Origin of the sequence: Proteus sp. G2609 (assembly GCF_963896135.1) — a bacterium.
GTDB lineage: Bacteria > Pseudomonadota > Gammaproteobacteria > Enterobacterales > Enterobacteriaceae > Proteus > Proteus mirabilis.
Genome location: NZ_CAWQNB010000008.1, coordinates 22,405 through 46,269, shown reverse-complemented (window position 1 = coordinate 46,269; position 23,865 = coordinate 22,405). Strand labels below are relative to the sequence as shown.

The 23,865-nt window shown below is 37.1% G+C and carries 22 protein-coding genes; 13 read left to right on the top strand and 9 right to left on the bottom strand.

What is annotated here, in order from left to right:
* Positions 1-101: 101 nt before the first annotated feature.
* Positions 102-893, bottom strand: coding sequence for a helix-turn-helix transcriptional regulator (locus AACV01_RS02650; RefSeq protein WP_004248073.1), 792 nt, complete (start codon positions 891-893; stop codon positions 102-104).
* 92 nt (positions 894-985) lie between these two features.
* Here AACV01_RS02650 and AACV01_RS02645 point away from each other — a divergent pair, with 92 nt between their 5' ends.
* On the top strand, positions 986-2,392 hold the full coding sequence (locus tag AACV01_RS02645) for an MFS transporter (protein WP_020945657.1): 1,407 nt from the start codon (positions 986-988) through the stop codon (positions 2,390-2,392).
* Between the two features lie 201 nt (positions 2,393-2,593).
* On the opposite strand, the gene mnmH is transcribed toward AACV01_RS02645, so the two are convergent.
* Positions 2,594-3,682: a tRNA 2-selenouridine(34) synthase MnmH gene (gene mnmH, locus AACV01_RS02640; protein WP_161682370.1), complete on the bottom strand. Its 1,089-nt coding sequence runs from the start codon at positions 3,680-3,682 to the stop codon at positions 2,594-2,596.
* A gap of 303 nt (positions 3,683-3,985) precedes the next feature.
* On the opposite strand from mnmH, the gene AACV01_RS02635 reads away from it, so the two are divergent.
* The 9 genes from AACV01_RS02635 (at position 3,986) to AACV01_RS02595 (ending at position 13,084) form a co-directional block, all read left to right on the top strand.
* Positions 3,986-4,267, top strand: a complete 282-nt coding sequence (locus AACV01_RS02635; RefSeq protein WP_004242955.1) for a YtcA family lipoprotein — start codon at positions 3,986-3,988, stop codon at positions 4,265-4,267.
* 3 nt (positions 4,268-4,270) lie between these two features.
* Positions 4,271-5,311, top strand: coding sequence for a multidrug transporter subunit MdtN (mdtN, locus tag AACV01_RS02630; protein ID WP_004242957.1), 1,041 nt, complete (start codon positions 4,271-4,273; stop codon positions 5,309-5,311).
* Complete coding sequence (locus AACV01_RS02625) at positions 5,298-7,154, top strand: FUSC family protein (RefSeq protein WP_161682368.1); 1,857 nt, start codon at positions 5,298-5,300, stop codon at positions 7,152-7,154. Before mdtN ends, AACV01_RS02625 begins: the two co-directional genes overlap by 14 nt.
* On the top strand, positions 7,151-8,626 hold the full coding sequence (locus AACV01_RS02620) for a TolC family protein (RefSeq protein ID WP_036918325.1): 1,476 nt from the start codon (positions 7,151-7,153) through the stop codon (positions 8,624-8,626). The genes AACV01_RS02625 and AACV01_RS02620 overlap by 4 nt, the downstream gene beginning before the upstream one ends.
* 57 nt (positions 8,627-8,683) lie before the next feature.
* The gene (locus AACV01_RS02615; RefSeq protein ID WP_004242961.1) at positions 8,684-9,082 is read left to right on the top strand and encodes a DUF6122 family protein; all 399 of its coding nucleotides are present in this window, start codon (positions 8,684-8,686) and stop codon (positions 9,080-9,082) included.
* A gap of 91 nt (positions 9,083-9,173) precedes the next feature.
* Positions 9,174-10,526, top strand: a complete 1,353-nt coding sequence (gene yegD / locus AACV01_RS02610; protein WP_036918329.1) for a molecular chaperone — start codon at positions 9,174-9,176, stop codon at positions 10,524-10,526.
* Between the two features lie 137 nt (positions 10,527-10,663).
* The gene (locus tag AACV01_RS02605) at positions 10,664-11,689 is read left to right on the top strand and encodes a threonine aldolase family protein (RefSeq protein ID WP_020945661.1); all 1,026 of its coding nucleotides are present in this window, start codon (positions 10,664-10,666) and stop codon (positions 11,687-11,689) included.
* Positions 11,690-11,861: 172 nt separating this feature from the next.
* Positions 11,862-12,125: a DUF3811 domain-containing protein gene (locus AACV01_RS02600; protein ID WP_004242966.1), complete on the top strand. Its 264-nt coding sequence runs from the start codon at positions 11,862-11,864 to the stop codon at positions 12,123-12,125.
* A 359-nt stretch (positions 12,126-12,484) separates the two neighbouring features.
* Positions 12,485-13,084 (top strand): LysE family translocator, encoded by a 600-nt coding sequence (locus tag AACV01_RS02595; protein ID WP_161682366.1) that lies wholly within the window; start codon positions 12,485-12,487, stop codon positions 13,082-13,084.
* A 61-nt stretch (positions 13,085-13,145) separates the two neighbouring features.
* On the opposite strand, the gene xylB is transcribed toward AACV01_RS02595, so the two are convergent.
* The 4 genes from xylB to AACV01_RS02575 form a co-directional block, all read right to left on the bottom strand.
* The gene (gene xylB, locus AACV01_RS02590) at positions 13,146-14,600 is read right to left on the bottom strand and encodes a xylulokinase (protein ID WP_046334349.1); all 1,455 of its coding nucleotides are present in this window, start codon (positions 14,598-14,600) and stop codon (positions 13,146-13,148) included.
* Between the two features lie 78 nt (positions 14,601-14,678).
* Entirely contained in the window at positions 14,679-15,995 is a 1,317-nt protein-coding gene (gene xylA, locus AACV01_RS02585; RefSeq protein ID WP_049210333.1) for a xylose isomerase, read from the bottom strand.
* A gap of 10 nt (positions 15,996-16,005) precedes the next feature.
* Positions 16,006-17,481: a Na+/H+ antiporter NhaC gene (nhaC, locus tag AACV01_RS02580; protein WP_161682364.1), complete on the bottom strand. Its 1,476-nt coding sequence runs from the start codon at positions 17,479-17,481 to the stop codon at positions 16,006-16,008.
* 6 nt (positions 17,482-17,487) lie between these two features.
* Positions 17,488-18,657, bottom strand: coding sequence for a MalY/PatB family protein (locus AACV01_RS02575; RefSeq protein WP_063108665.1), 1,170 nt, complete (start codon positions 18,655-18,657; stop codon positions 17,488-17,490).
* A gap of 188 nt (positions 18,658-18,845) precedes the next feature.
* On the opposite strand from AACV01_RS02575, the gene AACV01_RS02570 reads away from it, so the two are divergent.
* A complete protein-coding gene (locus tag AACV01_RS02570; RefSeq protein WP_161682362.1) occupies positions 18,846-20,015 on the top strand; it encodes a XylR family transcriptional regulator in 1,170 nt (389 codons plus the stop codon).
* Between the two features lie 12 nt (positions 20,016-20,027).
* Here AACV01_RS02570 and AACV01_RS02565 read toward each other — a convergent pair whose 3' ends face one another.
* Both AACV01_RS02565 and AACV01_RS02560 read right to left on the bottom strand, forming a co-directional pair.
* A complete protein-coding gene (locus AACV01_RS02565) occupies positions 20,028-20,312 on the bottom strand; it encodes a VF530 family protein (RefSeq protein WP_004242975.1) in 285 nt (94 codons plus the stop codon).
* Positions 20,313-20,466: 154 nt separating this feature from the next.
* Positions 20,467-21,471 (bottom strand): alpha/beta hydrolase family protein, encoded by a 1,005-nt coding sequence (locus AACV01_RS02560; RefSeq protein WP_237584984.1) that lies wholly within the window; start codon positions 21,469-21,471, stop codon positions 20,467-20,469.
* Between the two features lie 221 nt (positions 21,472-21,692).
* Between AACV01_RS02560 and AACV01_RS02555 the strand changes: the two genes are divergently transcribed.
* Both AACV01_RS02555 and AACV01_RS02550 read left to right on the top strand, forming a co-directional pair.
* Positions 21,693-22,007 carry an antibiotic biosynthesis monooxygenase family protein gene (locus AACV01_RS02555; protein ID WP_004248086.1) on the top strand — a complete coding sequence of 105 codons (315 nt, stop codon included), beginning with the start codon at positions 21,693-21,695 and terminating at the stop codon, positions 22,005-22,007.
* Between the two features lie 33 nt (positions 22,008-22,040).
* Complete coding sequence (locus tag AACV01_RS02550; RefSeq protein ID WP_060554669.1) at positions 22,041-22,748, top strand: ArsR family transcriptional regulator; 708 nt, start codon at positions 22,041-22,043, stop codon at positions 22,746-22,748.
* Between the two features lie 307 nt (positions 22,749-23,055).
* Here the strand turns inward: AACV01_RS02550 and AACV01_RS02545 are convergent, their stop codons facing one another.
* A complete protein-coding gene (locus tag AACV01_RS02545) occupies positions 23,056-23,784 on the bottom strand; it encodes a RipA family octameric membrane protein (RefSeq protein ID WP_202611848.1) in 729 nt (242 codons plus the stop codon).
* Positions 23,785-23,865 lie beyond the last annotated feature (81 nt).

Genomic DNA, 23,865 nt, shown 5'->3' with positions numbered 1-23,865 from the left:
CATTCTAGTAACTAAAAAAAATAAAACCTAATGATAAAAGAGCAATCGCTTATTTCCATAATGGAAATAAGCATGTTTTTAGTTTTTATATCCTTTATTTTCTACTTATCTTTAGGGATATACACTAAAATTCGATTATATTTTTCTAAATCAAATGCTAATGAGGTGTATTCATAACGCTCGTTTTTACCAGCAAAATTTAATGTTCTTACTCCATCACAGGGAGGGTAGATCTCATGTTTTTCCCACATATGCTTAAATTCTGGTGATGAACAGTTTAATTTAGCAATTAGCTTACGAATATTTGGATCATTTTTAGCTCTTGCATGGTCACGCCGGAAACTAGCAAGTAATCTATCCGCTGTATGCTCCCAATCATTGATGCGTGTTTTGTATCTAGGATCCATAAATAACAAATAGAGATAATTACGATTTTCAGTACAGTAGTCCGAAAAATGGAAGTATAGATCTGCTTTTTGATTATAAGCTAAAACATCCCAGTGTAGATTTAAAACATAGCAAATATATTCTGGTGGAAAGTCAGCTAAAATTTTTAAAATCGTATCAGGAACTTGGTATTCCACTATGCCGGTTTCTGTCGGCTCTCTCATATGTGATAATAAGTAAAGATGCTGCCTTTCCGCGCTATTTAAGTGTAAAGCTGTCGCTAAATTATCTAGAAATTGACTTGATACTCCAATATCCCGCCCTTGTTCAAGCCATGTATACCAAGTTAATCCGACACCAGAGAGTGCAGCCACTTCCTCTCGGCGCAAACCAGGAGTGCGTCGACGCCCTGTACCAGGTAAACCAACTGACTCAGGTGAAATACTTTGTCTTTTAGTACGTAAAAAATCAGCAAGCTCGGGGCGTGTTCTTTTTCTTTCTGTCATAGGCTATTGCTTTTAGTAATAGTATAAATGGTTAAATTGTATCAGGATAAACAACTTATTATAGTCTTATTTTTTCATCATTGAGATAAGAAATGAGCAAACAACAACGTATCGCTTTATTTGTTTTATTATTAGCTGGATTCGTTACTATCTTTGATCTATTTGTCGTTAATGTCGCTATAGTTAATATTGAACAAACACTTAACGCCACACTCACCGAACTCACATTGATTATTGTCGGATACGAATTAGCATTTGGCTTGCTATTAATCACAGGTGGACGATTAGGTGATATTTATGGACGTCGAACACTCTATCGCTTTGGAATGTTTGGCTTTACGTTATCATCTGTATTATGTGCAATTTCTCCAAGTGCTGTTTTACTTGTTATTGCCCGTTGTTTTCAAGGACTAACTGCAGCCTTGTTATTCCCTCAAGTATATTCAAGTATTCGCCTTAATTTTGATAGTTCACAAGCCAAAAAAGTATTCGGCTTACTTGGTATGACGTTAGGTGCTGCCGCTATAGCAGGGCAAGCCTTAGGTGGATTATTAATATCATTAAATATATTTGGGTTAGCGTGGCGTACTATTTTTTTGATAAATCTTTTTATTGGTGTGATCGCATTATTTTTTTCGCGCTATCTTACCCAAAATGAATTATCCGATCATATCAAATTGGATATAGGAGGAGTCATTTTATCTACACTTAGTATATCATTTACGTTATTACCATTGTTGATGCTTCCTATCTGGCACTGGCAATGGTTTAGTTCATTATTTTTTCTTGTTGGAATAAGTCTATTAATACTATTTTTTTGTTATGAAAAAAAATTAAAATACCAAGGGAAGCAACCTCTATTTGATCTGATACTCTTTACTAATCATCAATATGTTATTGGGCTCATTATTGTTGTTTTTGTTTATTCAACATCATCTGCTTTTCCTATGATAATGTCGATATTATTACAAAGTGGGTTTAATCGTACGGTTTTTGATTCTGGCTTAATGTTTGTTCCTGCAAGTATCGGTTTTATACTTTCCTCTTTATTCACACCGAAGTGGATCAAAAGTATTGGCGAACATGTTATCTATTGGGGCGCAGTCTGTTATGCCTTCAGCTATATTTTGCTTATTTTAGGCGTCTATTATTTGATTACCCCTAAGAACACTACATTAATTATTCCTTTCTTATTGTTAGTTGGCTTTACACAAGGCATGATTATGACTCCTATGCTGAATTTAGTGTTAGAAAAAGTGAAGCCTGAACTTGTAGGGATTGCTTCCGGATTAACGGCAACATTACAACAAATTGGGGCTGCTATAGGGGTAACATCTGTTTCCATCATTTTGCAATTTAGCCTCACACAGGTTATATCAACGAATATAATTGAACATTATAAGATAGCGTTTAGTTTTAGTATGTTGTTTAATTTTATAATGGCTATATGTGCGGCTTTTTTCTTGAAAAAAATAACAAACCATAAGAATACGTTATAAAGTTAGTCATCTTGTTATACGTTTTAACAGAACTATTTGGTTATTTTACTGTTTGTGTAAAAAAAGTGAATAGTCGTAGAACTAAGAATATTAATTGTCAGTTAACTCTTTTGATTCAGAGAAAATAGTGCTTTTTTAACAAAAATAATTAACCCCCAATATCTATTGGGGGCTTTATTTTAGTACAGAAAATCTAGGGAGTTAATGGTTAGCAAACCATTGTTCAACTTCTTCATAGCTACCCGTATAGATAATTTTATCTTGTTTTTTACTTAACTGGTAACGATACATAGGATCGTAATATTCTTTTAGTAAAGGCGATAACCATGAAAAATGCACTTCCGTATTCGCACTTATTTTTTGTGCGGCTAAAGCATTATCAAGTAATTGGGTTAACTCCGCGGCTCTTTGAGCACCTAATCGACGTCGAATAGCATACAATCCATGATGCAAATAATCACTGTATTCTTGCCAACCTTTTTCTTCACCATACGCTTCAATAAAGTCATGAGTCATACGATCAAAATATTCTTCTTTGAGTCTTGCCATACGCCGCTCAAATGGATCATCCACCACAACCAAATGGGCTGTTGCCATTTGTATACGCAAACTTTCCGGTAAACCATTAGCACCAATAGCACGGCCTTCGTCTTCGAGTACCCAGCGCGAATGATAGGGGGATTTTTTTAACATATCGACAGCAAGGTAATTTTCGAAAGTCGCTTGAGCAAACTGAGCCTCAACAGTGCGACCAAATGAGGAGCCTCGATGATGAGCGAATCCTTCTAAATCAATTCCCTCTGGTAAAGAGCGTACTAAGGTTGTTTTACCATTACCTGTACAACCACCAATTAAGATAATAGGGCGTTGTACTAGCTCATTGGTCATTTCGATTGTCGCTTGTCTTAACGCTTTATATCCACCTTCAATTAAAGGATAATCGATGCCTATTTCAGCTAACCATTTTTGAACAATGTGTGAACGCATACCGCCACGAGCACAACAAATAAATCCGGAAGGAAAACGCTCGCAAGCCTCACGCCAAGCAGCAACACGATGTACTTTTATCTCGCCTTTAACTAATTGATGCCCCAACTCTACCGCTTTTTGAGAGCCATGTTGTTTGTAGCAAGTCCCTACAGCCGCACGCTCTTCATTATTCATTAAAGGTAGATTTATTGCGTTGGGCATCGCTCCTTGATTGAATTCTATTGGCGCACGAACATCAATAATTGGTGTTTCATTGGCAAGGAGTTGGCGTATATTTTGAACAGAAAGCGTTGATTCCATAATAAAAACTATAATATCTAAACAGGCAGAAAGATTGTCTACTATACTCTTAAAATTACCTAATAGCACACACAGAGCATGTTTTTGTGAGTAATAAAATCAAACTCTATTTAACCAGCACTGGGGCATTATTTTGAAAAGCGTATTTAAAATAAAGAAAATTGAATTGATCATAAATAATTCAACTACAATAACCTTATGCTATTTTTAGCAAAATAATATAAGTCACTTTATTACAACTAAAAATATTATAGTATTGATAGCTATGAATGGATTTAATCATAAAATGATAGGTGTATTACCTTGAACTTAATAAAAAAACATCATCGAATTATCAGCTTAACTGTGATGACTGTATTGTTGACGGGCTGTTCACAAGGGCATTCTCCTTTTATTCCCATGCTAGGTGCTTATTTTCCCTATTGGATGTTATGTACATTTATTGGCCTATTAGGTGCTTTTTGTCTACGGGTTTTACTTATCTACTGGGGAATTGATGATAAATTGCCAGTACCTTTGTTATTTTATTTTGCGATTATGTTATCAATTTCTTTAACTATCTCCTTACTTTATTTTACTTATTAAACTATGGATAAAAAAATTAAAAAAAGCCTAGCACGCGTGATCACCATTATTGTTTTTTTGATAACGCTCATTTTATTATGGCAAAGTATTCATATATCGGCATTAAATCCTCTTAGTGAAGATGCCATCATTGATGCAAATAAAATTAATATCTCAGCCTCGGTGCCTGGACGCATTGCTGCTGTTTATGTCAAAGAAAATAGTAAAGTCAAAAAAGGCGATTTACTGTTTACACTTGATCCCACAATGTACGCACTCAGGGTAGAGCAAGCAAAAGAGCAACTACAGATTGCACAAGCGACATTAAGCAATAAGCAACGTATTATTATTGCGGAAACATCCAATTCAGAAGTGGCACAAGAGCAAATAAAACGTGCGCAGGTCAATTTATCATTAGCCACACAATCATTAAATCGATTAGAACCTTTATTAGCAAAAGGCTTTGTCACAGCACAACAAGTCGATGATGCTCGGACGTTAAAACATGATGCTGAAGTGACATTAAAACAAGCACAGAAACAGAATGTGGCATCTGAAGCACTTATTAATAATACCGATTCAGAAGAAGCATTAGTCAAGTCATTAAAAACATCGCTTGCCATGGCAGAGTGGGAGTTAAGTAATACTGAGGTAAGGGCGCCAAGTAATGGATATATCGCAGGGGTCGTTTTATCTCCCGGTGAATTTATTTTGTCAGGGCAATCTGTTTTTACCTTAATTGACTCTGATACTTGGTTTGCTTCGGCCTATTTTAAAGAGACAGATTTAAATAATATAAAAATTGGTAGCTGTGTGGTGATTTACTCCATGATTGATAATCAACACCCCATTAAAGGTAAAGTTGAAGGAATTAGTCGGGGAGTCATGTCGACCGATCTGATTAATATTCCAAGAGACTTACCTTATGTACCTAAATCATTAAATTGGGTTCGGGTTGAGCAGCGTTTTCCTGTCAAAGTCATTATTACTGAACCACCAGAAGCACTCATGCGCATCGGTGCCACTGCTACTGTAAATATTGTACCTAACGATGATGACTGTTAAATCTTCGCTGATAGCAAAACAAGTCAAACAAGATTTATTACCTTTTGACTATCGATTCGCCACTACGTGGCGCATAGCGTTACTGTGTGCCTTAATGGCCGTGATCGCTATGGTTTATGAAATCCCTGAATCAGCAATCAGCTGTTATTTAATTATCTATTTAATTAAAGCGGATGCAGTACAAAATATATTACTCTCCCTTGGGGTCATTATTTTATGCTCCATTGTGGTTGGTGTGGCGTTAGTACTGTTTAATCTCACTATTCAAAATATTATTTTACGCTTCTTTTTTATGGCTTTTTTCTCAGCCATTTTTATGTATTTAGCTTCAGCAAGTAGTCTTGGTGATATAGGCAATTTAGTTGCTTTGGTGATCGCCTTTTTAATGACGCTAATTGAAGATATCCCATTTGGTGATGCTGCAACCAGAGGATTGCTTTATGCGTTATTAATGGCCGTTTCGCCGATGCTATTGGTGATTGTATTCAATTATTTTTTTGGTATTAGCCCACGGAAATTACTGCTTAATAAAATTTCAACGCGCTTTATGGCAGCCCATGATTTTTTCTTAGGGAAAAAAACTAATCAGATAACGCTGAGTGAAATACTAGGAACACAAGCAGAATGCCAACGTTATTTGATGGTTATGAAAATCCTTTATCTATTAGGTAAAGAAGATATCCAATGGTTAGAAAACATGGTTGATAACTCCTATGCAATATTAGTTATGTCAATAACAATGGATGACAATACCTCAACATCGTTACGTTTTATGTTAGCGAAAAGATGTAAATATATTGCGGACTGTTTTGCCAATCACTCGTTAGATAACATTAAAGATAGTGTGCAACGTCTTCAGCCAATAAAGAGAATCGCTTTATTGGCTAAATTTAATACTATTTTGCTAACAAAACGAACCACTAAACCCATTAAAAAAGCCACACCCTTTTTTGTAAGCGATGCATTTAGTAATCCTAATCATAAATACTTCGCTATTAAAACAACTCTTGCCGCTATTTTATGTTATTTGTTTTATGATTATTTTAAATGGCAAGGTATCCATACAGCGATGATCACTTGCTATGTGGTTGCACTTACTTCAGTGGGCGAAACGGTTCATAAACTTACACTAAGAATAATAGGGTGTCTGATTGGCGCATTAATTGGCATGATCTCACTGCTTTATATTATTCCTAATATTTCTGATATTTTTCAGTTGATGGTATTGATCTTCTTCTGTCTTTTACCTGCAGCCTGGGTTGCCGCCGGTAATGAACGTATCTCTTATGCTGGCGTACAAGTAGGGTTAGCCTTTTTGCTAACGACACTACATGGCTTTAAACCGAGTTTTGATATGGATGTGGTTTCCGACCGTATTTTGGGTATTTTATTAGGCAATATTGTTATGTATGTCATTTTTACTCGAGTCTGGCCCGCGAGTATCGTCAATACAATATACAAACAGCTCGCCACGATTTTAGATGACTATACAAAGTTAAGATGCTCTGCCAATAAAAGTGAGTGTTTAGATTTAGTCGCCTCTATTAATGAGACTATTGCACAATCTAAAGATAATATTGATTTACTGCTGTTTGAGAGAAAAGATAAAGAAAGAAACAAAGTATTCACCTTGTTTTTTAAACAGTCATTAAGCAAGATTTCTTACATCAGTCGCCATAGTTATGCTGATAGGTTTATTTTTGATGATAATGGTGAGTATTCCGATACACTGCCTTTATCTCCAGATGATTTTAAGAAAAATGTCTTAACTGAAGAAATAAAGATGTTGCCCATCAATGAAAGAGAACAAGTATTTAAACAGTTAATAAGAGAAAATAAATGATGATAAAATCGGCCATTAATCATAAAAAATATATTCTATCATCGTGGTTAAGTTTATTACTTGTTGGATGTATTGATACTAGCGATTATGGGAAATACTCAGCACAACAACCGATGCCTTATAATAATACAAACTATATGGCAGCCTCTGAGCAATACCTCGCCACACCTCAGCAAGAGCAAACCACTAAAACGAGCTATGGATTGGCCGAACTTATCGATCTTGGTCAGCAAAATAATCCTGAAACACGGATTGCTTGGTTATTAGCGAAAAAATCAGCCACCGATATTGGTATGGTAGAAAGTACTTATTTGCCGATTATTACCGCAACAGCATTGGCAGGCTATCAAAGAGGAAAAGTAGATTTACCCGCCAATCCAATTGTTGATGATATTAAAACATCAAACAGTGCTTTTATTCCAGCGTTAACCTTTAGATGGCTTATTTTTGACTTCGGTAAACGAGGAGCTTTAGCCGATGCCGCTAAACATGCTTCTTTGGCAACAAACCTTAATTTTAATCTGATGCATCAAAAAATAATTCATGATGTTTCTGTTGCCTATTTTAGTTATGGTGCGGCCCTTAAAAAAGTCACTCTTACCCAAGAGGCACTGCAAAGAAGCAACGATATTTTATATGCCATAGAGCAAAAACGTGCGCGGGGATTAGCAACCGTATTAGATGTTGCTTTAGCCAAACAACAAGTTGCCCAAGTAGAATTACAACATGTGTTAGCTAAAGGTCATGAAAAAGATCAATATCAGTTATTACTGTCTGCAATAGGTGTCTCTCCCTTTGAAAAGATAAAAGTGAATTATGATAATGACGCGCGCTTACCTGATGATATTTCCCCATTGACTCACGATGTGATAAAAAAAGCGTTATCACAACGCCCTGATATTTTAGCTCACTATGAATTAGAGCAAGCGGCATTAAAAACGGCACGCTCTGTTGAATCTGACTATTTTCCTAAAGTGTATCTCGCCGGTGCTCTTGCTGGTGGTTCGGGGCATTTTGATGTTCAGGGGTTACCTGAAATTAGCCAACGAACTTCATCGTCGAATATTTTAATTGGCGTGAGTATTCCCTTATATGAAGGGGGCATGCGTCAGTCGCGAATGAGCAATGCTCAATCAGATATCCAATTAGCACAAGAAAATCTGCGCAAAAGCCAAGATACGGCAATCAAAGAGATCTCTCTCAGTGAGAATGCGTTAAGATCGGCCCTTGAAGCAAACAAAGCGGCTAAAAATCTCGTTGATACCGCACAATTAAGTTATACCGCCAGTGTCGATTTTTTTAACAATGGACTAGGTACAGTAACGGAGATTAATACCGCAGAAATTGCACTATTAAATGCGCAACTCTCACATATAGATGCTTATACAGGTTCATTAATTGCCGCAGTAGATTTAGCCTTTGCTTTAGGGGATATTGATCAGGGCTTACCTAATATACACCTTGATAAATAGAGATAATCACCTTATAAAAAGGGCTGCCTATCAAATAATAAAGTAATAGAGACGTTTGTGATCTTTGAAATCGCCAGAACAATAATACATTATGGTTTACATTTTTTAGCGCCAATAGCTCTCGCTTATCTATTTTGGGGTAAAAACTGGCGGCTTGCTGCGCTTCTTATGATGAGTACGATGGCAATAGACATTGACCATTTGTTTGCAACGCCAATCTTTGATCCCAATCGTTGCAGTGTTGGTTTTCATCCATTGCATACTCTATGGGCTGCCATTGTCTATATCGTTTTATGGTTTATTCCTTCTTGGAAATGGAAAGCCATTGCCGTTGGGTGCTTATTTCATCTATTAACCGATTCTGTTGATTGTTATTTAGGTGGTTTAAAACCTGATATGGCTATAACAATAAGCTGTAATAAACTTTATTCGCCAGAAACGCCATTCGAATATTAAAAGACAAAACACCACAATCTGGTAGTAATTACAATAAGCTTGTTGTAGAGTGCTCAGTCTTTTTTTTAACGAAGTCTAGCTGGGAGGCGATATGTTTATTGGCTTTGACTATGGAACATCAAATTGTTCTGTGGCAATGATGAAAGAGGGGAAACCAACGCTATTACCTTTAGAAGGTGAGAATGTTTATATTCCATCTACTCTTTGTGCGCCAACCCGTGAATCTGTTTCCGAACATTTATTTCGCCACTTAAATATTAAACCTACCAACTCTATTGGCGAACAACTATTAAGAAAATCAATCGCGTTTAATCGTGATGAAGATATTGAATTAGTGCCTGAGGATATTGTTTTCGGTCAGGCGGCATTAAGTTTGTATCTAAAAGATCCCCGTGATGTTTATTACGTCAAATCGCCTAAATCTTTTCTTGGTGCCTCAGGCTTACATGAGATACAAATCAGCTTTTTTGAAGATTTAGTGTGCGCCATGATGGCCAATATAAAACAACAAGCGGAAAAAAGCACCCAAGCAACCATTACTGATGCCATGATTGGTAAACCTATTAACTTTAATGGGTTAGGGGGAGAGGCTGCCAATAAGCAAGCCGAGCATATTTTAATTAATGCAGCTAAACGAGCCGGCTTTAAACAGGTTTTATTTGAATTTGAACCGGTAGCCGCAGGTTTAGAATATGAATCCACATTAACCAAAGACCAAACAGTCTTGGTAGTTGATATTGGTGGCGGTACAACGGACTGCTCATTGATTCAAATGGGCCCTAGCTATCGGGGTAAAACCGATCGTGCCAGTACACTATTAGCGCATAGTGGACAACGTGTGGGTGGTAATGATCTTGATATCTACCTAGCTTTTAAACAGCTAATGCCTTTATTTGGCATGACAGGGCTAACTTCATCGGGCATAAAATTACCGTTAAAACAATTTTGGGATCCTATTGCCATCAATAATGTTGAAGCACAAAAAGATTTTTATTCTCAACAAAACTTAGCGGCATTAAATCAACTACGTCGTGATGCCCAAGAGCCAGAAAAGATAAAACGCTTAATTGAAGTCTATAATGAAACACTAGGATATGGCATTGTCCGCAAAGCGGAAGAGGCGAAAATGGCATTATCAGATTGCCATACCTATTTAGCCAGCATCGCGTTATTAAGTGAAACATTAGAAACCAATATCACTCGCCAGCAAATGGTTGAAGCCATTGGATCCCCTAAAGATAAGATGATTGATTTGGTCAATGATGCCGTACAACAAGGGGGCGTAGTACCTGATGTGGTGTTTATGACAGGAGGCTCTGCGCGTTCACCGATTTTATGTCAAGCTATCGAGCAACAGTTACCTAATGTGCCTATTGTAAAAGGTAATGATTTCGGCTCAGTAACCGCAGGGTTAGCCCGTTGGGGTGAAGTTTGTTTTAAATAGGCGGTTTTAAATCGCTCTATTTTTAAATATATTAGACTCAGCATGTGGTGTTTATTTGATAATTTGTCAATTAAAGGCCATATGCTTTTCTTTTATCTATAATAGACAGACCAAACACAACATAAATAGGAGTACACGTGTACCGCTTCCAAAATGATTATAATGAAATTGCACATCCTGCGGTCATGAAGGCAATTACAGATACAGTAGGTCAACGTTATGATGGTTATGGTATGGATACCCTTTGTCATCAAGCTAAAGAATTAATCAAACAGCGAATTAAACAACCCGAAGCGCAGATCCATTTTTTTAATGGTGGCACCATCACTAATTTAACCGCTATTTCTCACTTTTTACGCCCACATCAAGCAGTAATTTCTGTCAGCACCGGGCATATTGCGACTCATGAGACGGGAGCGATTGAGGCAACAGGCCATAAAGTGATCACCACTTTTTCTGCTGATGGTAAATTGACCCCAGATTTATTGAGGCCGATCCTCGCTGAACATAACGATGAACATTGGGTGCAACCTAAACTTGTTTATATAACCAATGCCACTGAAATTGGCACGGTATATCGTAAAGCCGAATTACAAGCGTTACGCGAATTTTGTGATGCACATAATTTATGGTTATATCTTGATGGTGCACGTTTAGCGACAGGGTTGATGTCTGATAACAGCGATCTAACGATTGAAGATATCGCACACTTAACTGATGCTTTCTATATTGGCGGCACGAAAATTGGTGCTATGTCAGCAGAAGCATTAGTGATTTGTCATCCTGCATTAAATTCTGATTTTCGCTTTAGCTTAAAACAAAAGGGCGGATTACAGGCAAAAGGTTGGTTATTAGGGGCACAATTCGCGGCATTATTTAGCGACGATCTCTACTTTAAATTAGGTAAACATCTCAATGAGATGGCCTCACAATTAGCTGCATTCTTTACTGAGCATGGTTTTGATTTTTTAGCACCACCAGAATCTAACCAAGTGTTTGTCATTTTACCTAATGATATTGCAGAAAAGCTAACGCAGCAGTTTGTTTTTCATCGCATATTACTTGACGATCCACAGCTAAGCTGTTTGCGCCTTTGTACTTCTTGGGCAACAACACAACAAGATATTGATGATTTTAAAGTTAAATTTCTTAAACTTATTTAATCGGTCTATCTGTTAGTTTAATCCTTCACTCACTTTATGATATTACGCGTGTAATAAGCGCGTAATATCTATCTCGATCGCGTTTTACTATCAAAAAAGGCAATTGATTGATTGTGAGTCGTTGAAATGATGTTATATTAAAGACTCCTTTCTCAATACAGGGTGTGATTGTATGAAAAAGCTGACTCTTCAAGAGATGACAGATGCCCAACAGATGCGCGTTAGAACCAGAATCGGTCAAGAGAGAAAGAAATTGGGGCGTGAATTAACTAACGCCGAAATGAATAAAGTGAAAGATGCTATTATTACCGAAATCTCTCTCGAAGTAGAAAAAGCCAGCAAAAAAGCCCTTTCCCAGAAGAAAAAACAGAAATTAGTCTCTAGTGATGAAACCTATAGCTGGTCTGCCCAAAACCATCGTCGCGGGTATCGTTAGCAATAGCTATTATATTAGCCCTAATATATCAATATATTTATTAGGGCTAATAGTTATATTTTCTTGAAAGGTATCAGAATAATATATTTGTAGGGCAGGTTATATCTTCTAGTAATAAGTCACCTTCAATTACCTTATTATATAATATCGTTATTTTAACTTATCATACCGTAGAAAATTCCATATAATAGAATAAAAACTGAAACTTATCCATATAGATAGACAAATTCCTAAAATAATGAATTTCTCTAGCGCTAAGTATTACCATTCCTATAAAATTAAGCACTAGTTGGTAAATAAAAAAAGAAAAGGCAATTTAATATCTCCTTATTCATTATTTATTGATTAGAATTTTATATATGACTTTCGACATTTTTTTATCATTAGCCATATTTTCATTTGTTACTTCAATTACACCAGGCCCGAATAATATTATGCTTCTAGCATCAGGTATTAACTTTGGCTTAAAGCGTACAATGCCTCATGCTATCGGTGTGTCTCTCGGTTTTTTTGTGATGTTATTGGCTGTGGGGATAGGCATAGGAACACTTATTAAATCATCGCCCATTATTTACAATATATTAAAATATCTCGGAGCACTGTATTTATTGTGGTTAGCTTGGAAAACGGCAATTAGTCATTCTGTTGAGCAAAATAGTAATAGACAAGGCTCACCGTTAACCTTGTTAGAGGCTGCATTATTTCAATGGATTAATCCTAAATCATGGATGATGGCGATTTCAGGGATAACATTATATACCTCACCACAATATCCTTATATTTCAATGTTGTTAGTTGCTATTATTTTCACATTAATTAATTTTCCTTGTGTTGCTATATGGGCCACTTTTGGTCATAGCTTACGAGAGCGATTAAAAAATCCCAACATATTAAAACTATTTAATTTTATTATGGGTGGTTTATTAGCATTAAGTGCTATTTCTGTATTATTCCAATAAATAGAAAAGGGCAAGTATCATCTCGCCCTTTGTATAATCCTGATGTTAACGCAATATTGTTTTATATTTTCATTGTTTCAATAAGTGTGTAGAGCTTTTTAAAGGCATTATATTTATCTTGATATGCCTTATGTTTTTCTAAGTTGGGAACATGACGTGTTTCAAGTTTTGGCTGAGAAAGAATAATTTGTGATAAATGAGCCGGATTTATCGCTAATTGCGCCAGTCTAGCAGCTCCCAGCGCAGGACCAACATCACCACCTTGACGATAATCCAAGGTTTTTCCTGTAATATCAGCTAGTAATTGTCGCCAATATTCACTTCTTGCCCCTCCACCAATTAACGTTATATTGTCTGCGTGTTGTCCAGCCTTATCCGCCACTTCAATTCCTTGCCTCAACGCAAAACTGACACCTTCTAACACCGCTCGACATAAATCCGCACGCTGATGTTGGTGAGTTAACCCCCAAAATACACCTTTGGCATCCGCATTATTATAAGGTGTCCGTTCACCAGAAAGATAAGGCAAAAAGAGTAGGGAACTATCAGAATGTGCATGCTGTTCTATTTCTTTAAGCATTGCACCAACATCACTGATCCCCGTTAATTGGCATACCCAATCTAGACAAGAAGCCGCACTTAATATTACCGACATTAAGTGCCAAGTTTGTGGCAATGCATGGCAAAAACTATGTACCGCATTATCACTGTTTTGGAGAAACTTTTCACTGACAACAAAATAGACACCGGATGTGCCCAAAGAAAGCATTCCTTGACCCGGTTGATATACTCCTACACCAATTGCACCCGCTGCATTATCACCACCACCCGCTATAATCGGCACTTGTTTCATTTGCCATTTTTTAGCAATTTCTGGCAGTAAGTAACCCGTTATCTGGTTACCTTCAAATAAGGTCGGCATTTGACATCGAGAAAGCCCCGTTGCCGCTAATAATTCATCACTCCAATCGCGTTTTTGCATATCCAACCACAGTGTACCCGCCGCATCCGACATATCACTGGCAAAATTACCACTCATTTTCCAACGTAGAAAATCTTTTGGTAATAGCACATGAGCAATCTGACAAAAGATCTCCGCTTCGTTTTCTGCGACCCATTGCAATTTAGGCGCTGTAAACCCAGGCATAACTAAATTGCCCGTGATTTCTTTAAATTGAGGGTATTGCTTTGCCAGTCGTAAACACTGTTTCACACTGCGGCCGTCGTTCCATAAAATAGCAGGGCGTAATATATTTTGCTGCGCATCAAGTAATACCGCGCCATGCATTTGACCACTGAGACCAATGGCTTGGATCTGTTCCATAGGTTGAGTACGACTCAGTTGTTTTATCGCTTCATCAGTTGCCTGCCACCATGCTTGTGGATCTTGCTCTGACCATTGAGGATGAGGGCGTGAGAGGGTTAAAGGTATAGAATGACTGGCAACGACATCACCTTGCTCATTCATGATGATCGCTTTAACACTTGATGTGCCTAAGTCTAGCCCTAAATACATGACGTTTTACCCCATGATCTTATGTTAATTAAATCAATAAACACAGCGCTACTCTGCTGTGTTTATCTTTTTATACCCTTAACCAAAAATATAACGATTCACTAAACTCTCTAGCATCTCTTGACGCCCGCTTTGTAAGCGGGGCGCTAAGGTATTGCTTTGTGCATATTTTGCCACTTCTTCAAGACTTAATTTGCCTTGTAGGATATTTTGGCCAAGTTCAGCACTCCATCCCGCATAACGTTGAGCAATAAATTTATCAAGTCCACCGTCTTGGATCATTCTTGCTGCAATACGTAATGCCATTGCCATGGTGTCCATTCCGGATATATGCCCATAGAAAAGATCGTATTTATCATTACTTTGACGACGTACTTTGGCATCAAAGTTTAATCCACCAGTCGTAAAACCACCGGATTTGAGAATTTCATACATAACTAATGCATTTTCTTCTACACTATTGGGGAATTGGTCTGTGTCCCAACCTAATTGTGGATCACCTCGGTTAGCATCGACTGAGCCTAAAATACCTAATGCAATAGCTGTGGCGATTTCATGATGGAAACTATGACCCGCTAAAGTTGCATGGTTAGCTTCTATGTTCACTTTAACTTCTTTTTCTAAACCAAATTGTTTTAAGAAACCATAAACTGTCGCAGTATCATAATCATATTGATGCTTAGTTGGCTCTTGTGGCTTCGGCTCGATGAGCAGTGTACCTTGGAATCCAATTTTATGTTTATGCTCAACAACCATCTGCATAAAACGACCAATTTGTTCCCGCTCTTGGCGTAAATCTGTATTTAATAATGTTTCGTAACCTTCGCGGCCTCCCCATAACACATAGTTTTCGCCTCCCAGCGTTTTTGTTGCTTTCATCGCTTCACAAACTTGAGTTGCCGCCCAAGCAAATACTTCTGGATCAGGATTTGTTGCAGCACCAGCTCCGTAACGAGGATGAGTAAAACAATTTGCAGTTCCCCATAATAATTTAACGCCCGTTTCTTGCTGTTTTTGCGCTAATACCTCAGTTATTGCTGCCATATTGGTGATATATTCATTAATATTATTTCCTTCAGAGATAACATCAACATCATGAAAACAGTAAAAAGGTACATTGAGTTTATGGAAAAATTCAAAAGCAACATCCGCTTTACGCTTTGCTTGTTCTAGTGCTTCTCCCGGTGTCTGCCAAGGTCTATCAAACGTACCAATACCAAACATATCCGAACCATTCCAGCAGAAGTTATGCCAATAGCAGGCAGCAAATCGCAGATGATCTTCCATTCTTTTCCCTAAAATAATTTCATCTGGATTATAGTAGCGAAAAGCGAGAGGGTTATCGCTGGTGGTACCTTCATATTGAATTTGTTCAATTTTATCAAAGTAAGACATGGAACCGTCCTTATTTAGTATCAAGTTGTAATTCTGAATGTGATCCAAGCTCAGCAGTCATTTCTTCCTGCTCTTCTGGTGTTAATTTAGCAATGCCAAAACCGGTGAAACCCCATAACATGGCAAAGAAGATGCCACTCCAGCACAATACAGCCCAAGGTAAATAACTTAGGGTTGCAACACCTAATGTGCCCGCCATATAAGCGCCGGCAGCAGTCCAAGGTAAGATAGGCTCAAAAATAGTGGCGGAATCTTCAACAGTACGAGCAAGGTTTTTAGGGTGTAAACCGCGTTCAATATACGCACCACGTAACATTTCGATAGGAATAAGAATAGAGATTTGTCCATTGCAAGTAACACCAATCATGGTCAGTCCACAGGCAATGGTCGCTAAGATCATCGATCCCGTTGAATGCACCATTTTTAGCAGTGCATGAACTATCACTTCTAATGCACCGCTTAAAGATAGAGTCCCCGCAAAGGAGAGTGCGCAGAAACAGATAAGTAGGGTGCTCATCATGGAGTTCATACCACCACGATTTAATAAATTACCTAATAATTCAGGTACTTCTTTACCTTGGATCATGGAGACATTAAAGCCATCAACGGCACTTTTTACGATATCATGTAAGCCAAATCCTTGAATAAGATAAGCACTCAACATCGCAATAGCGGCAGAGGCCAGCATAACTGGAATAGTCGGTTTTTTCGTGACCGAACCATATAAAATGACTAATACAGGAATAAGCAGGATCAAGTTGAAGTGATAAATATTCTCCAACCCATTGGTAATTAAGGTGACTTTTTCAGGCACTCCTTGTCCTGCTAAATCGCCATTCATACCATAAACAGTCATGATAATCGCTGTGAGGATCAAGGAAGGTAATGTGGTATAAAGCAGGTGACAGATATGTTGATAAAGATCTATTCTGGCCGCCATTGCAGCGAGGTTAGTATCCCCTGATAGCGGTGAGAGTTTGTCACCAAAGTAAGCACCAGCAACAACGGCACCCGCAGTTGCTGCCAGATTAGCCTCCATACCGACAGCAACGCCCATAAAAGCGACGCCAATAGTGCCCGCCGAGCCCCATGAAGTACCTGTACAAACTGATACTAATGATGTCACTAGCAGTGCCGTAACATATAGCATTTCAGGACTGATCATCTTTAATCCATAGTAGATCATCAGTGGAATGGTTCCTCCCACCATCCATGTCCCAATTAATAAACCAACGCTAATTAAGATCAGCAAAGCCGGCATCGTTTTGGCGATTTTTTGTGAGATAGCCGTTAAGATTTCGTCGTAACGATAGCCTAATCGTTTAACTAATAATGCCGCGACGACGGTTGATAACACCATTAGTGGTTCAGGAGGTAAGTCAAAAGCGGCGTAACCTCCGCCTAATAGCACCACCATTGTAAATATAGGAAACAGTGACTCGAGAAGTGTAGGGGTTCTCGGATTATTTATCGTTTGCGTTTTCATTGTAATTTATTCCAAACTGGCGTGAGGTGAGGTACGAATAAGCCGAGTAAAAACGGTTTCTAATATTGAACGAGGTGTAGCAATATTAATGCGGAAAAAACCATCCCCAACCGCACCAAAACCGCTTCCCCAACTCATTTCTACTTCGGCTAATGAAACAAACCAATGCTTTAATTGTTGTTCGGTTAACTGCATTTTTTGATAATTGATCCATAGCATGTAGGTGCCATGGCTTTGAGTGATAACCCAATCAGGAAAATAACGTGCACATTGCTCTTTTACCCACTGCCTGTTTTCAGCAAGGTAATGTTTAAGCTCCTTGATCCATTGTTGACCTTGTAAGGTATAAGCTTGTAAGAAAGCAGGGACAGAGAAGTAACCAGGATTATGAATACCAGCGGCAATTAAGCATTGTTTAAATTTCTCACGATATTCTGGATTAGCAATCACAATATTGGCTATTTCAAGCCCCGCTAAATTGAAGGTTTTAGCCGGTGATGTGCAAATAAAAGAGTGTTGTTCTACATAGCTACTTAAAGTTGATATAGGTCGATAAATGGCATTATCAAAAACAAAATCAGCATGAACATCATCAGAAATAATAAAAACTTTATATTTTTCAGCAAGTTTAGCAATTTTTAATAAATCAGCTTGTTGCCATACTGTTCCGGTTGGATTATGGGGAGAGAGCAATATAAAACAGACAGATTGTTTAAATTTATCTTCTAAATCGTCAAAATCTATTTCATAGCACCCATTATGATAAATTAATGGACTTTCTAGTAGCTGGCGATGATTTACACAAACTGTATTGCTAATAGGATGATAAGCAGGTGACAAGGTTGTCACTTTATCGCCAATTTGAGTAAAATTTTGAATATAGAGAGAGACGGCTTGGATAATGCGAGGGCAAAACACCACAGATTCAGGTGTAACATGCCAAGCATATTGAGATTTAAACCAATTTACCGCAACATTATTCCAATCAGAACTAAGATCGGTATAGCCATAAATACCGGTTAAATTAAACTGACTGAGTTTGTTAATAATAAAATCTGGTGCAGAAATATCCATATCGGCAACCGATAATGGAATAATATTGGCGTTACTGTTGCACCATTTAGCACTGTAGGTATTTTGCCTAGAAATTAATTTATTAAAGTTATTCTGATTCATGAAAATCCCCTCGGCAATGTGGTTTAACAACAAAATACTCGTTGTACTTACTCTTGGTTATTCCTATTTTTTACTTTGCTATTACGAAATCTGACTTGTGTGATAGTAATCACATAGCCACGAAGGAGAATGCTGGCAAATACAAAGCTGTGGTTTAATGGCCAACATGGAAGAGTGGGTGATCTAATATGAAAAAAGATAAATACTTTCGTATCGTGCTGTTATTCAACGCTAATAAAGTCTATGACCGACAAGTTGTTGAAGGGGTAGGTGAATACTTGCAGGCGTCACAGTGCCATTGGGATGTATTTATTGAAGAAGATTTCCGCACCCGTCTTGATAATATTAATCATTGGGTTTGTGACGGCATTATTGCAGACTTTGACGATCCCATTATTACTCAACATTTAAGCCAATCACCCTTATCTGTTATTGGTGTCGGTGGCTCTTATCATCAAGCAAAAGATTATCCTTCTGTGCCGTATATTGCTACTGATAATTACCAATTGATTCATCAAGCTTTTTTACATTTAAAGCAAAAAGGGCTTAAACATTTTGCTTTTTATGGATTACCGGCAAAAAACTACCCGCATTGGTCTAATGAGAGAGAATATGCATTCCGGCAATTAGTTACTCGCGAAAAATACCCTGGCATCATTTATAACGGTATGGATATCACACAAGAGAATTGGCAACATGCACAGAATCGTTTATCTGACTGGATACAAACGTTGCCACCACAAACTGGCATTATTGCCGTCACCGATGCCAGAGCGCGTCATTTACTGCAAGTCTGTGATAACTTAAATATTAATGTGCCTGAAGAAATCAGTATTATAGGCATTGATGATGAAGATATGACACGTTATTTATCACGTATAGCGTTATCTTCTGTAGTACAAGGTTCACGACAAATGGGATATTTAGCCGCGAAGCTTCTGCATCAAATATTAGAAGGGCATCCAACCGAACAACTACCAAGAATATTAGTTCCTCCAGTAAAAATCATTGAACGTCGCTCAACAGACTTTCATTCATTTAGTGATCCTACCGTTGTACAAGCAATGCACTATATTTATTACAATGCTTGTAAAGGAATAAAAACTGAGCAAGTGTTAGACGCTGTAAATATGTCGCGTTCTAATTTAGAACAGCGTTTTAAGAAAGAAGTAGGGAAGACTATCCATGCTGTGATTTATGAAGAGAAGCTGAAAAAGGCGAAAAACTTATTAGCCACAACAACATTATCAATACAAGAGATTTCTTTGATGTGTGGCTATCCGTCGTTACAATATTTTTACTCTATTTTTAAAAAAGAGTTTGGCATGACACCAAAGGATTTTAGAGATGAGAATTGATAAAAATAACAATTATTTTTTGTAGCGACTATTTGCCCAAGGATCACTTTCAGAATAATTGATTGTATCATCAAGGTTTTCTTCAACAAGATTTAGATATAGTGCTTCTACCTCAGAGCGCGCCCAAGGAGTTCTGCGCAAAAATTTCAAACTCGACTTTACACTTGGCTCGTTTCTAAAACAGTTAATTTTGATTAGTTGGCTTAATTTAACCCAACCATATTTAGCCACTAACGCATTAACTTGCATTTCAAGCGTGATACCGTGTAGTGGATCTTTAGAACGAGCTTCTGTCATGGTTTACTCAAATAGGTTGATAATAAAGCGTAGCAGAGTACAAGAAAGTAACACAAGAGACAACCAAAGTATAAAGCCATCTATATTGTTATTATGGTTAAAAATCATAAATTACAATCCATATTATAGGGAGAGAAATCCGGATTTTTATTTTTTATCCAATCGATAATAAGTGGTAACGAACCTTCAGTGTAAGCTTTACGGCCAGCCCACAGCGGTATATTGGCCAATCACTTTCTAATTGGTAATTAAATTCTGGCACACGGAGTAATCCATGACTAGCATGAGGGAAAACAACAATATCAGCTTGATGATGAGTATTTAATATTGCACGATAGCGACAAGCATTAAGCTGAGCATTAACGTTTAAGTCATTATTTCCCCATACCGCTAATATATGACCATTCATTTTTCTTAAATAACTTGATGAATCACTTAAGTAATTTTTAACAACAAAATTAAATCGATCTTCACTCATATCATTGCGACGAGAGCGATCTTTTGTACCATGTAGTCCAAAAATATCATCATTTTCTTTTTGTTCTTTTGCCAGCAATTGTATAATTTCATCCGGTGTTTTTCCTTGCTGTTCATAACGCAATTTTTGATAATATTGTCCTTGTTCTCGCCAATTGACAGCACCACCAATAATCACAGAAAAAGCTGGTTGTGATTGACTAGCGGCGATAGGAATAACCCATCCTGCTTGAGAAAACCCTAAAAAACCGACTTGAACTTCGGGATAACGAAGTTGCATTAATTTTAATGCTGCTACCGCTTCTTCAGCTCGAGCTTCCATTGATTGATGTAGCCAGTTTCCTTGACTATCACCAATGCCTGCTTTATCCCACGAGAATATCGCGATATTTGCATCCAAAAATGTATTGAACAGAGGGTTGTAGCCACCATTTGAATAACGATCTTGAGGCCCATCACCATGAATAACAACGATAACCGCTGACGGAGTCTTATGTTGAGGAGTAAGAAGAGTTCCTGATAGCCGGTTTCCTTGAGATACAAAACTTAATTCTTCTTGATCTTTGTTTTCATAGTCAAAGTCTTGAATATGGCTTGTAAAAAATAATAGGGTGGTGATAACAAGCAGTAATAGAATAAATATAGCAATTATATATTTACCTACAGCATAATGAACTTTCATTATTTTTCTCTTACGTTATGTTTTTGTACATAAAAACCTGATAATACTACATTTTTTGTTATAAATATAACAAGTAACAAGTGCTTTTAAAGATATCATTGCTTAATAAAGATACTAACATCATTTCTACTCTACATTCAGTACGGAGTAACATTTCAATAGGTATCGAAACGTTTATTATTTTCCTTGTTATCCTGCTTATTCTTAACAAGGAGAATAAAATGATCGCTGTTATTTTCGAAGTTCAAATAGCCACAAGTAAGCAGGGGCAATATTTATCTTTAGCATCGCAACTAAGACCATTACTAAACAACATTGATGGATTTATATCTATTGAGCGCTTTCAAAGCCTAGCGACGGAAGGAAAGCTATTATCGCTTTCTTGGTGGAAAAATGAAGATGCTATACTGCAATGGAAAAATAATATTTTGCACAGCAAAGCACAGCAGGAAGGTAAAAAGAGCATTTTTGATTTTTATAAAATAAGTATAGTTAAACTAGAACGTTGTTATGAGTTTACAAGTACTCACACGTAATTGCACCGTACTGGACAATAGAGCCGTTATAAGATGAATAATTACAAAACAAAAACGGAATATGAGCATACTTTGGAGTCAGCAATAGCCGCGGTTGGAGCCGCTATTGCGGATATTTCCAGAGTAAAAATACTCTGTGCTTTGATGGATGGAAGGGCGTGGACAGCCACCGAGTTGAGCATTGTTGCGGATATCTCCGCATCTACCACAAGCAGCCATTTATCAAAATTACTCAGTAGCGGCCTTATTTCTGTGATCTCTCGTGGTAAATATCGCTATTTTCGATTAGCTAGTGATGATATAGCAAAAGTTATTGAAAATTTGATGAGCTTCTCAACAGTTCATGTATCACAAGCAAAAATTACCACCCCAGAACATTTAAGAAAAGCACGTACATGCTATAACCATTTAGCCGGTGAAATTGCCGTTAAAATTTATCAGGTACTTTGCCAAGAAGAATGGATAACAAAAGATGGAACAGAAATAACTGAATTCGGAGATAAACGTTTTAAATTGATGGGACTTAATTTCCAAGCAAAACATTCGCGCAATATTTGTTGTCCTTGTTTAGATTGGAGTGAAAGGCGTTTTCATCTAGGTGGACAAATTGGCAGTGCATTACTTAATCATGCACAGACACAAGGTTGGATAAAACGCCACCAAGGATATAGAGAAGTGACGATTAATGAAAAGGGCAATAAAGCTTTTGCCCAATATTTTAATATAACAATAACAGATTAGAGCTAGGAATGAAGTTATTGGTTATTACATGCTATTTAACATAATATACATTATGCGAACCATGGTAGGTAAATGCAGATGGGCTTCAAATCTTACGGTTTTTTACCAACAAACTCCTTCGTTCAGTTTTATTTCCTGAAGCTTTAATATTCAAAATGGCTCGCACAAGATACGCTATGTTAAAGACGAACTTTGAGCCTTTCGGCGTTCTTTATTTTGCCGAAACGCTCAAGAACCCTTTTGCAACATAACGTTATACCTTATGCGAACCTAGGAGTGAAATGAGGAAATCCAGTGTTCTGGCTGGTTAATCATGCTGGTTATCGTTACTATCTAAAGTTGATTCTGATGTAACATTCACTTCTCGTAATACTACTTTTAAATTATGGGAATCTATATGAGTTCTCCCTTTTTTAAGCATAAAAAAACAAGTTAAAACAGATACTAACGGCAATAAAATCAAAAATATAGCATTTAAAACAGCAACATCTTGTTCTATCAACTTACAGCCTGAATAAATACAAAGAAAGAGCCATATAATGCCTACATAAAGAGCTACCCATTGATTTATTTTTGATACTGAAACTTCTGATGGTCCTGTAATATATTTTTCTATAAACCTAGTTTCATTTTTGCGACCAATTTTTGTTTTATATAATGGCCCAGTTATTTTATTCTCAAGTAGATCTAGGTGATTTTCCCAATTTTCTTGCCAATATTTACTTCCTTTGCCAGATAAAAACCACGCAAAAGTAAAAACAAAACCAGTACATGATATAACTAAAGAAACCAAATACTTATCATTTAACTTATCCATGTCTATGGATAAAACAGAAAAATAGCCTGCAAAAGCAACTACAATTAATGCCCAAAAATACGTAGCCCTTTTCCAATAAAGTTCTATTTCAAATTTTCTTATATCAGATGCTTGTTTAAATGCTGCTTCGAGAGTTTTTGAATCTCTATTATGAACATCAAATAACTTATTATAATCTTTAGCATTTACTGTTTTTACATGGCTATCCCGTTGAACCATTATTAACTCCCAATCATTATGTAATCCTTAGAGGTTGTGAGTATATTTTGTCTACGACCATTAAGCTATTAAATTGCTGTT

What these genes read in the sequence shown, in the direction of transcription:
- AACV01_RS02575 (WP_063108665.1), bottom strand. Translation starts at nt 18,657, where the DNA reads ATGAATCAGAATAACTTTAATAAATTAATTTCTAGGCAAAATACCTAC.
- AACV01_RS02550 (WP_060554669.1), top strand. Translation starts at nt 22,041, where the DNA reads ATGAATAATTACAAAACAAAAACGGAATATGAGCATACTTTGGAGTCA.
- mdtN (WP_004242957.1), top strand. Translation starts at nt 4,271, where the DNA reads ATGGATAAAAAAATTAAAAAAAGCCTAGCACGCGTGATCACCATTATT.
- xylB (WP_046334349.1), bottom strand. Translation starts at nt 14,600, where the DNA reads ATGTATTTAGGGCTAGACTTAGGCACATCAAGTGTTAAAGCGATCATC.
- AACV01_RS02625 (WP_161682368.1), top strand. Translation starts at nt 5,298, where the DNA reads ATGATGACTGTTAAATCTTCGCTGATAGCAAAACAAGTCAAACAAGAT.
- AACV01_RS02545 (WP_202611848.1), bottom strand. Translation starts at nt 23,784, where the DNA reads ATGGTTCAACGGGATAGCCATGTAAAAACAGTAAATGCTAAAGATTAT.
- AACV01_RS02565 (WP_004242975.1), bottom strand. Translation starts at nt 20,312, where the DNA reads ATGACAGAAGCTCGTTCTAAAGATCCACTACACGGTATCACGCTTGAA.
- AACV01_RS02570 (WP_161682362.1), top strand. Translation starts at nt 18,846, where the DNA reads ATGAAAAAAGATAAATACTTTCGTATCGTGCTGTTATTCAACGCTAAT.
- AACV01_RS02650 (WP_004248073.1), bottom strand. Translation starts at nt 893, where the DNA reads ATGACAGAAAGAAAAAGAACACGCCCCGAGCTTGCTGATTTTTTACGT.
- nhaC (WP_161682364.1), bottom strand. Translation starts at nt 17,481, where the DNA reads ATGAAAACGCAAACGATAAATAATCCGAGAACCCCTACACTTCTCGAG.
- AACV01_RS02645 (WP_020945657.1), top strand. Translation starts at nt 986, where the DNA reads ATGAGCAAACAACAACGTATCGCTTTATTTGTTTTATTATTAGCTGGA.
- yegD (WP_036918329.1), top strand. Translation starts at nt 9,174, where the DNA reads ATGTTTATTGGCTTTGACTATGGAACATCAAATTGTTCTGTGGCAATG.
- mnmH (WP_161682370.1), bottom strand. Translation starts at nt 3,682, where the DNA reads ATGGAATCAACGCTTTCTGTTCAAAATATACGCCAACTCCTTGCCAAT.
- AACV01_RS02595 (WP_161682366.1), top strand. Translation starts at nt 12,485, where the DNA reads ATGACTTTCGACATTTTTTTATCATTAGCCATATTTTCATTTGTTACT.
- AACV01_RS02600 (WP_004242966.1), top strand. Translation starts at nt 11,862, where the DNA reads ATGAAAAAGCTGACTCTTCAAGAGATGACAGATGCCCAACAGATGCGC.
- xylA (WP_049210333.1), bottom strand. Translation starts at nt 15,995, where the DNA reads ATGTCTTACTTTGATAAAATTGAACAAATTCAATATGAAGGTACCACC.
- AACV01_RS02555 (WP_004248086.1), top strand. Translation starts at nt 21,693, where the DNA reads ATGATCGCTGTTATTTTCGAAGTTCAAATAGCCACAAGTAAGCAGGGG.
- AACV01_RS02560 (WP_237584984.1), bottom strand. Translation starts at nt 21,471, where the DNA reads ATGAAAGTTCATTATGCTGTAGGTAAATATATAATTGCTATATTTATT.
- AACV01_RS02620 (WP_036918325.1), top strand. Translation starts at nt 7,151, where the DNA reads ATGATGATAAAATCGGCCATTAATCATAAAAAATATATTCTATCATCG.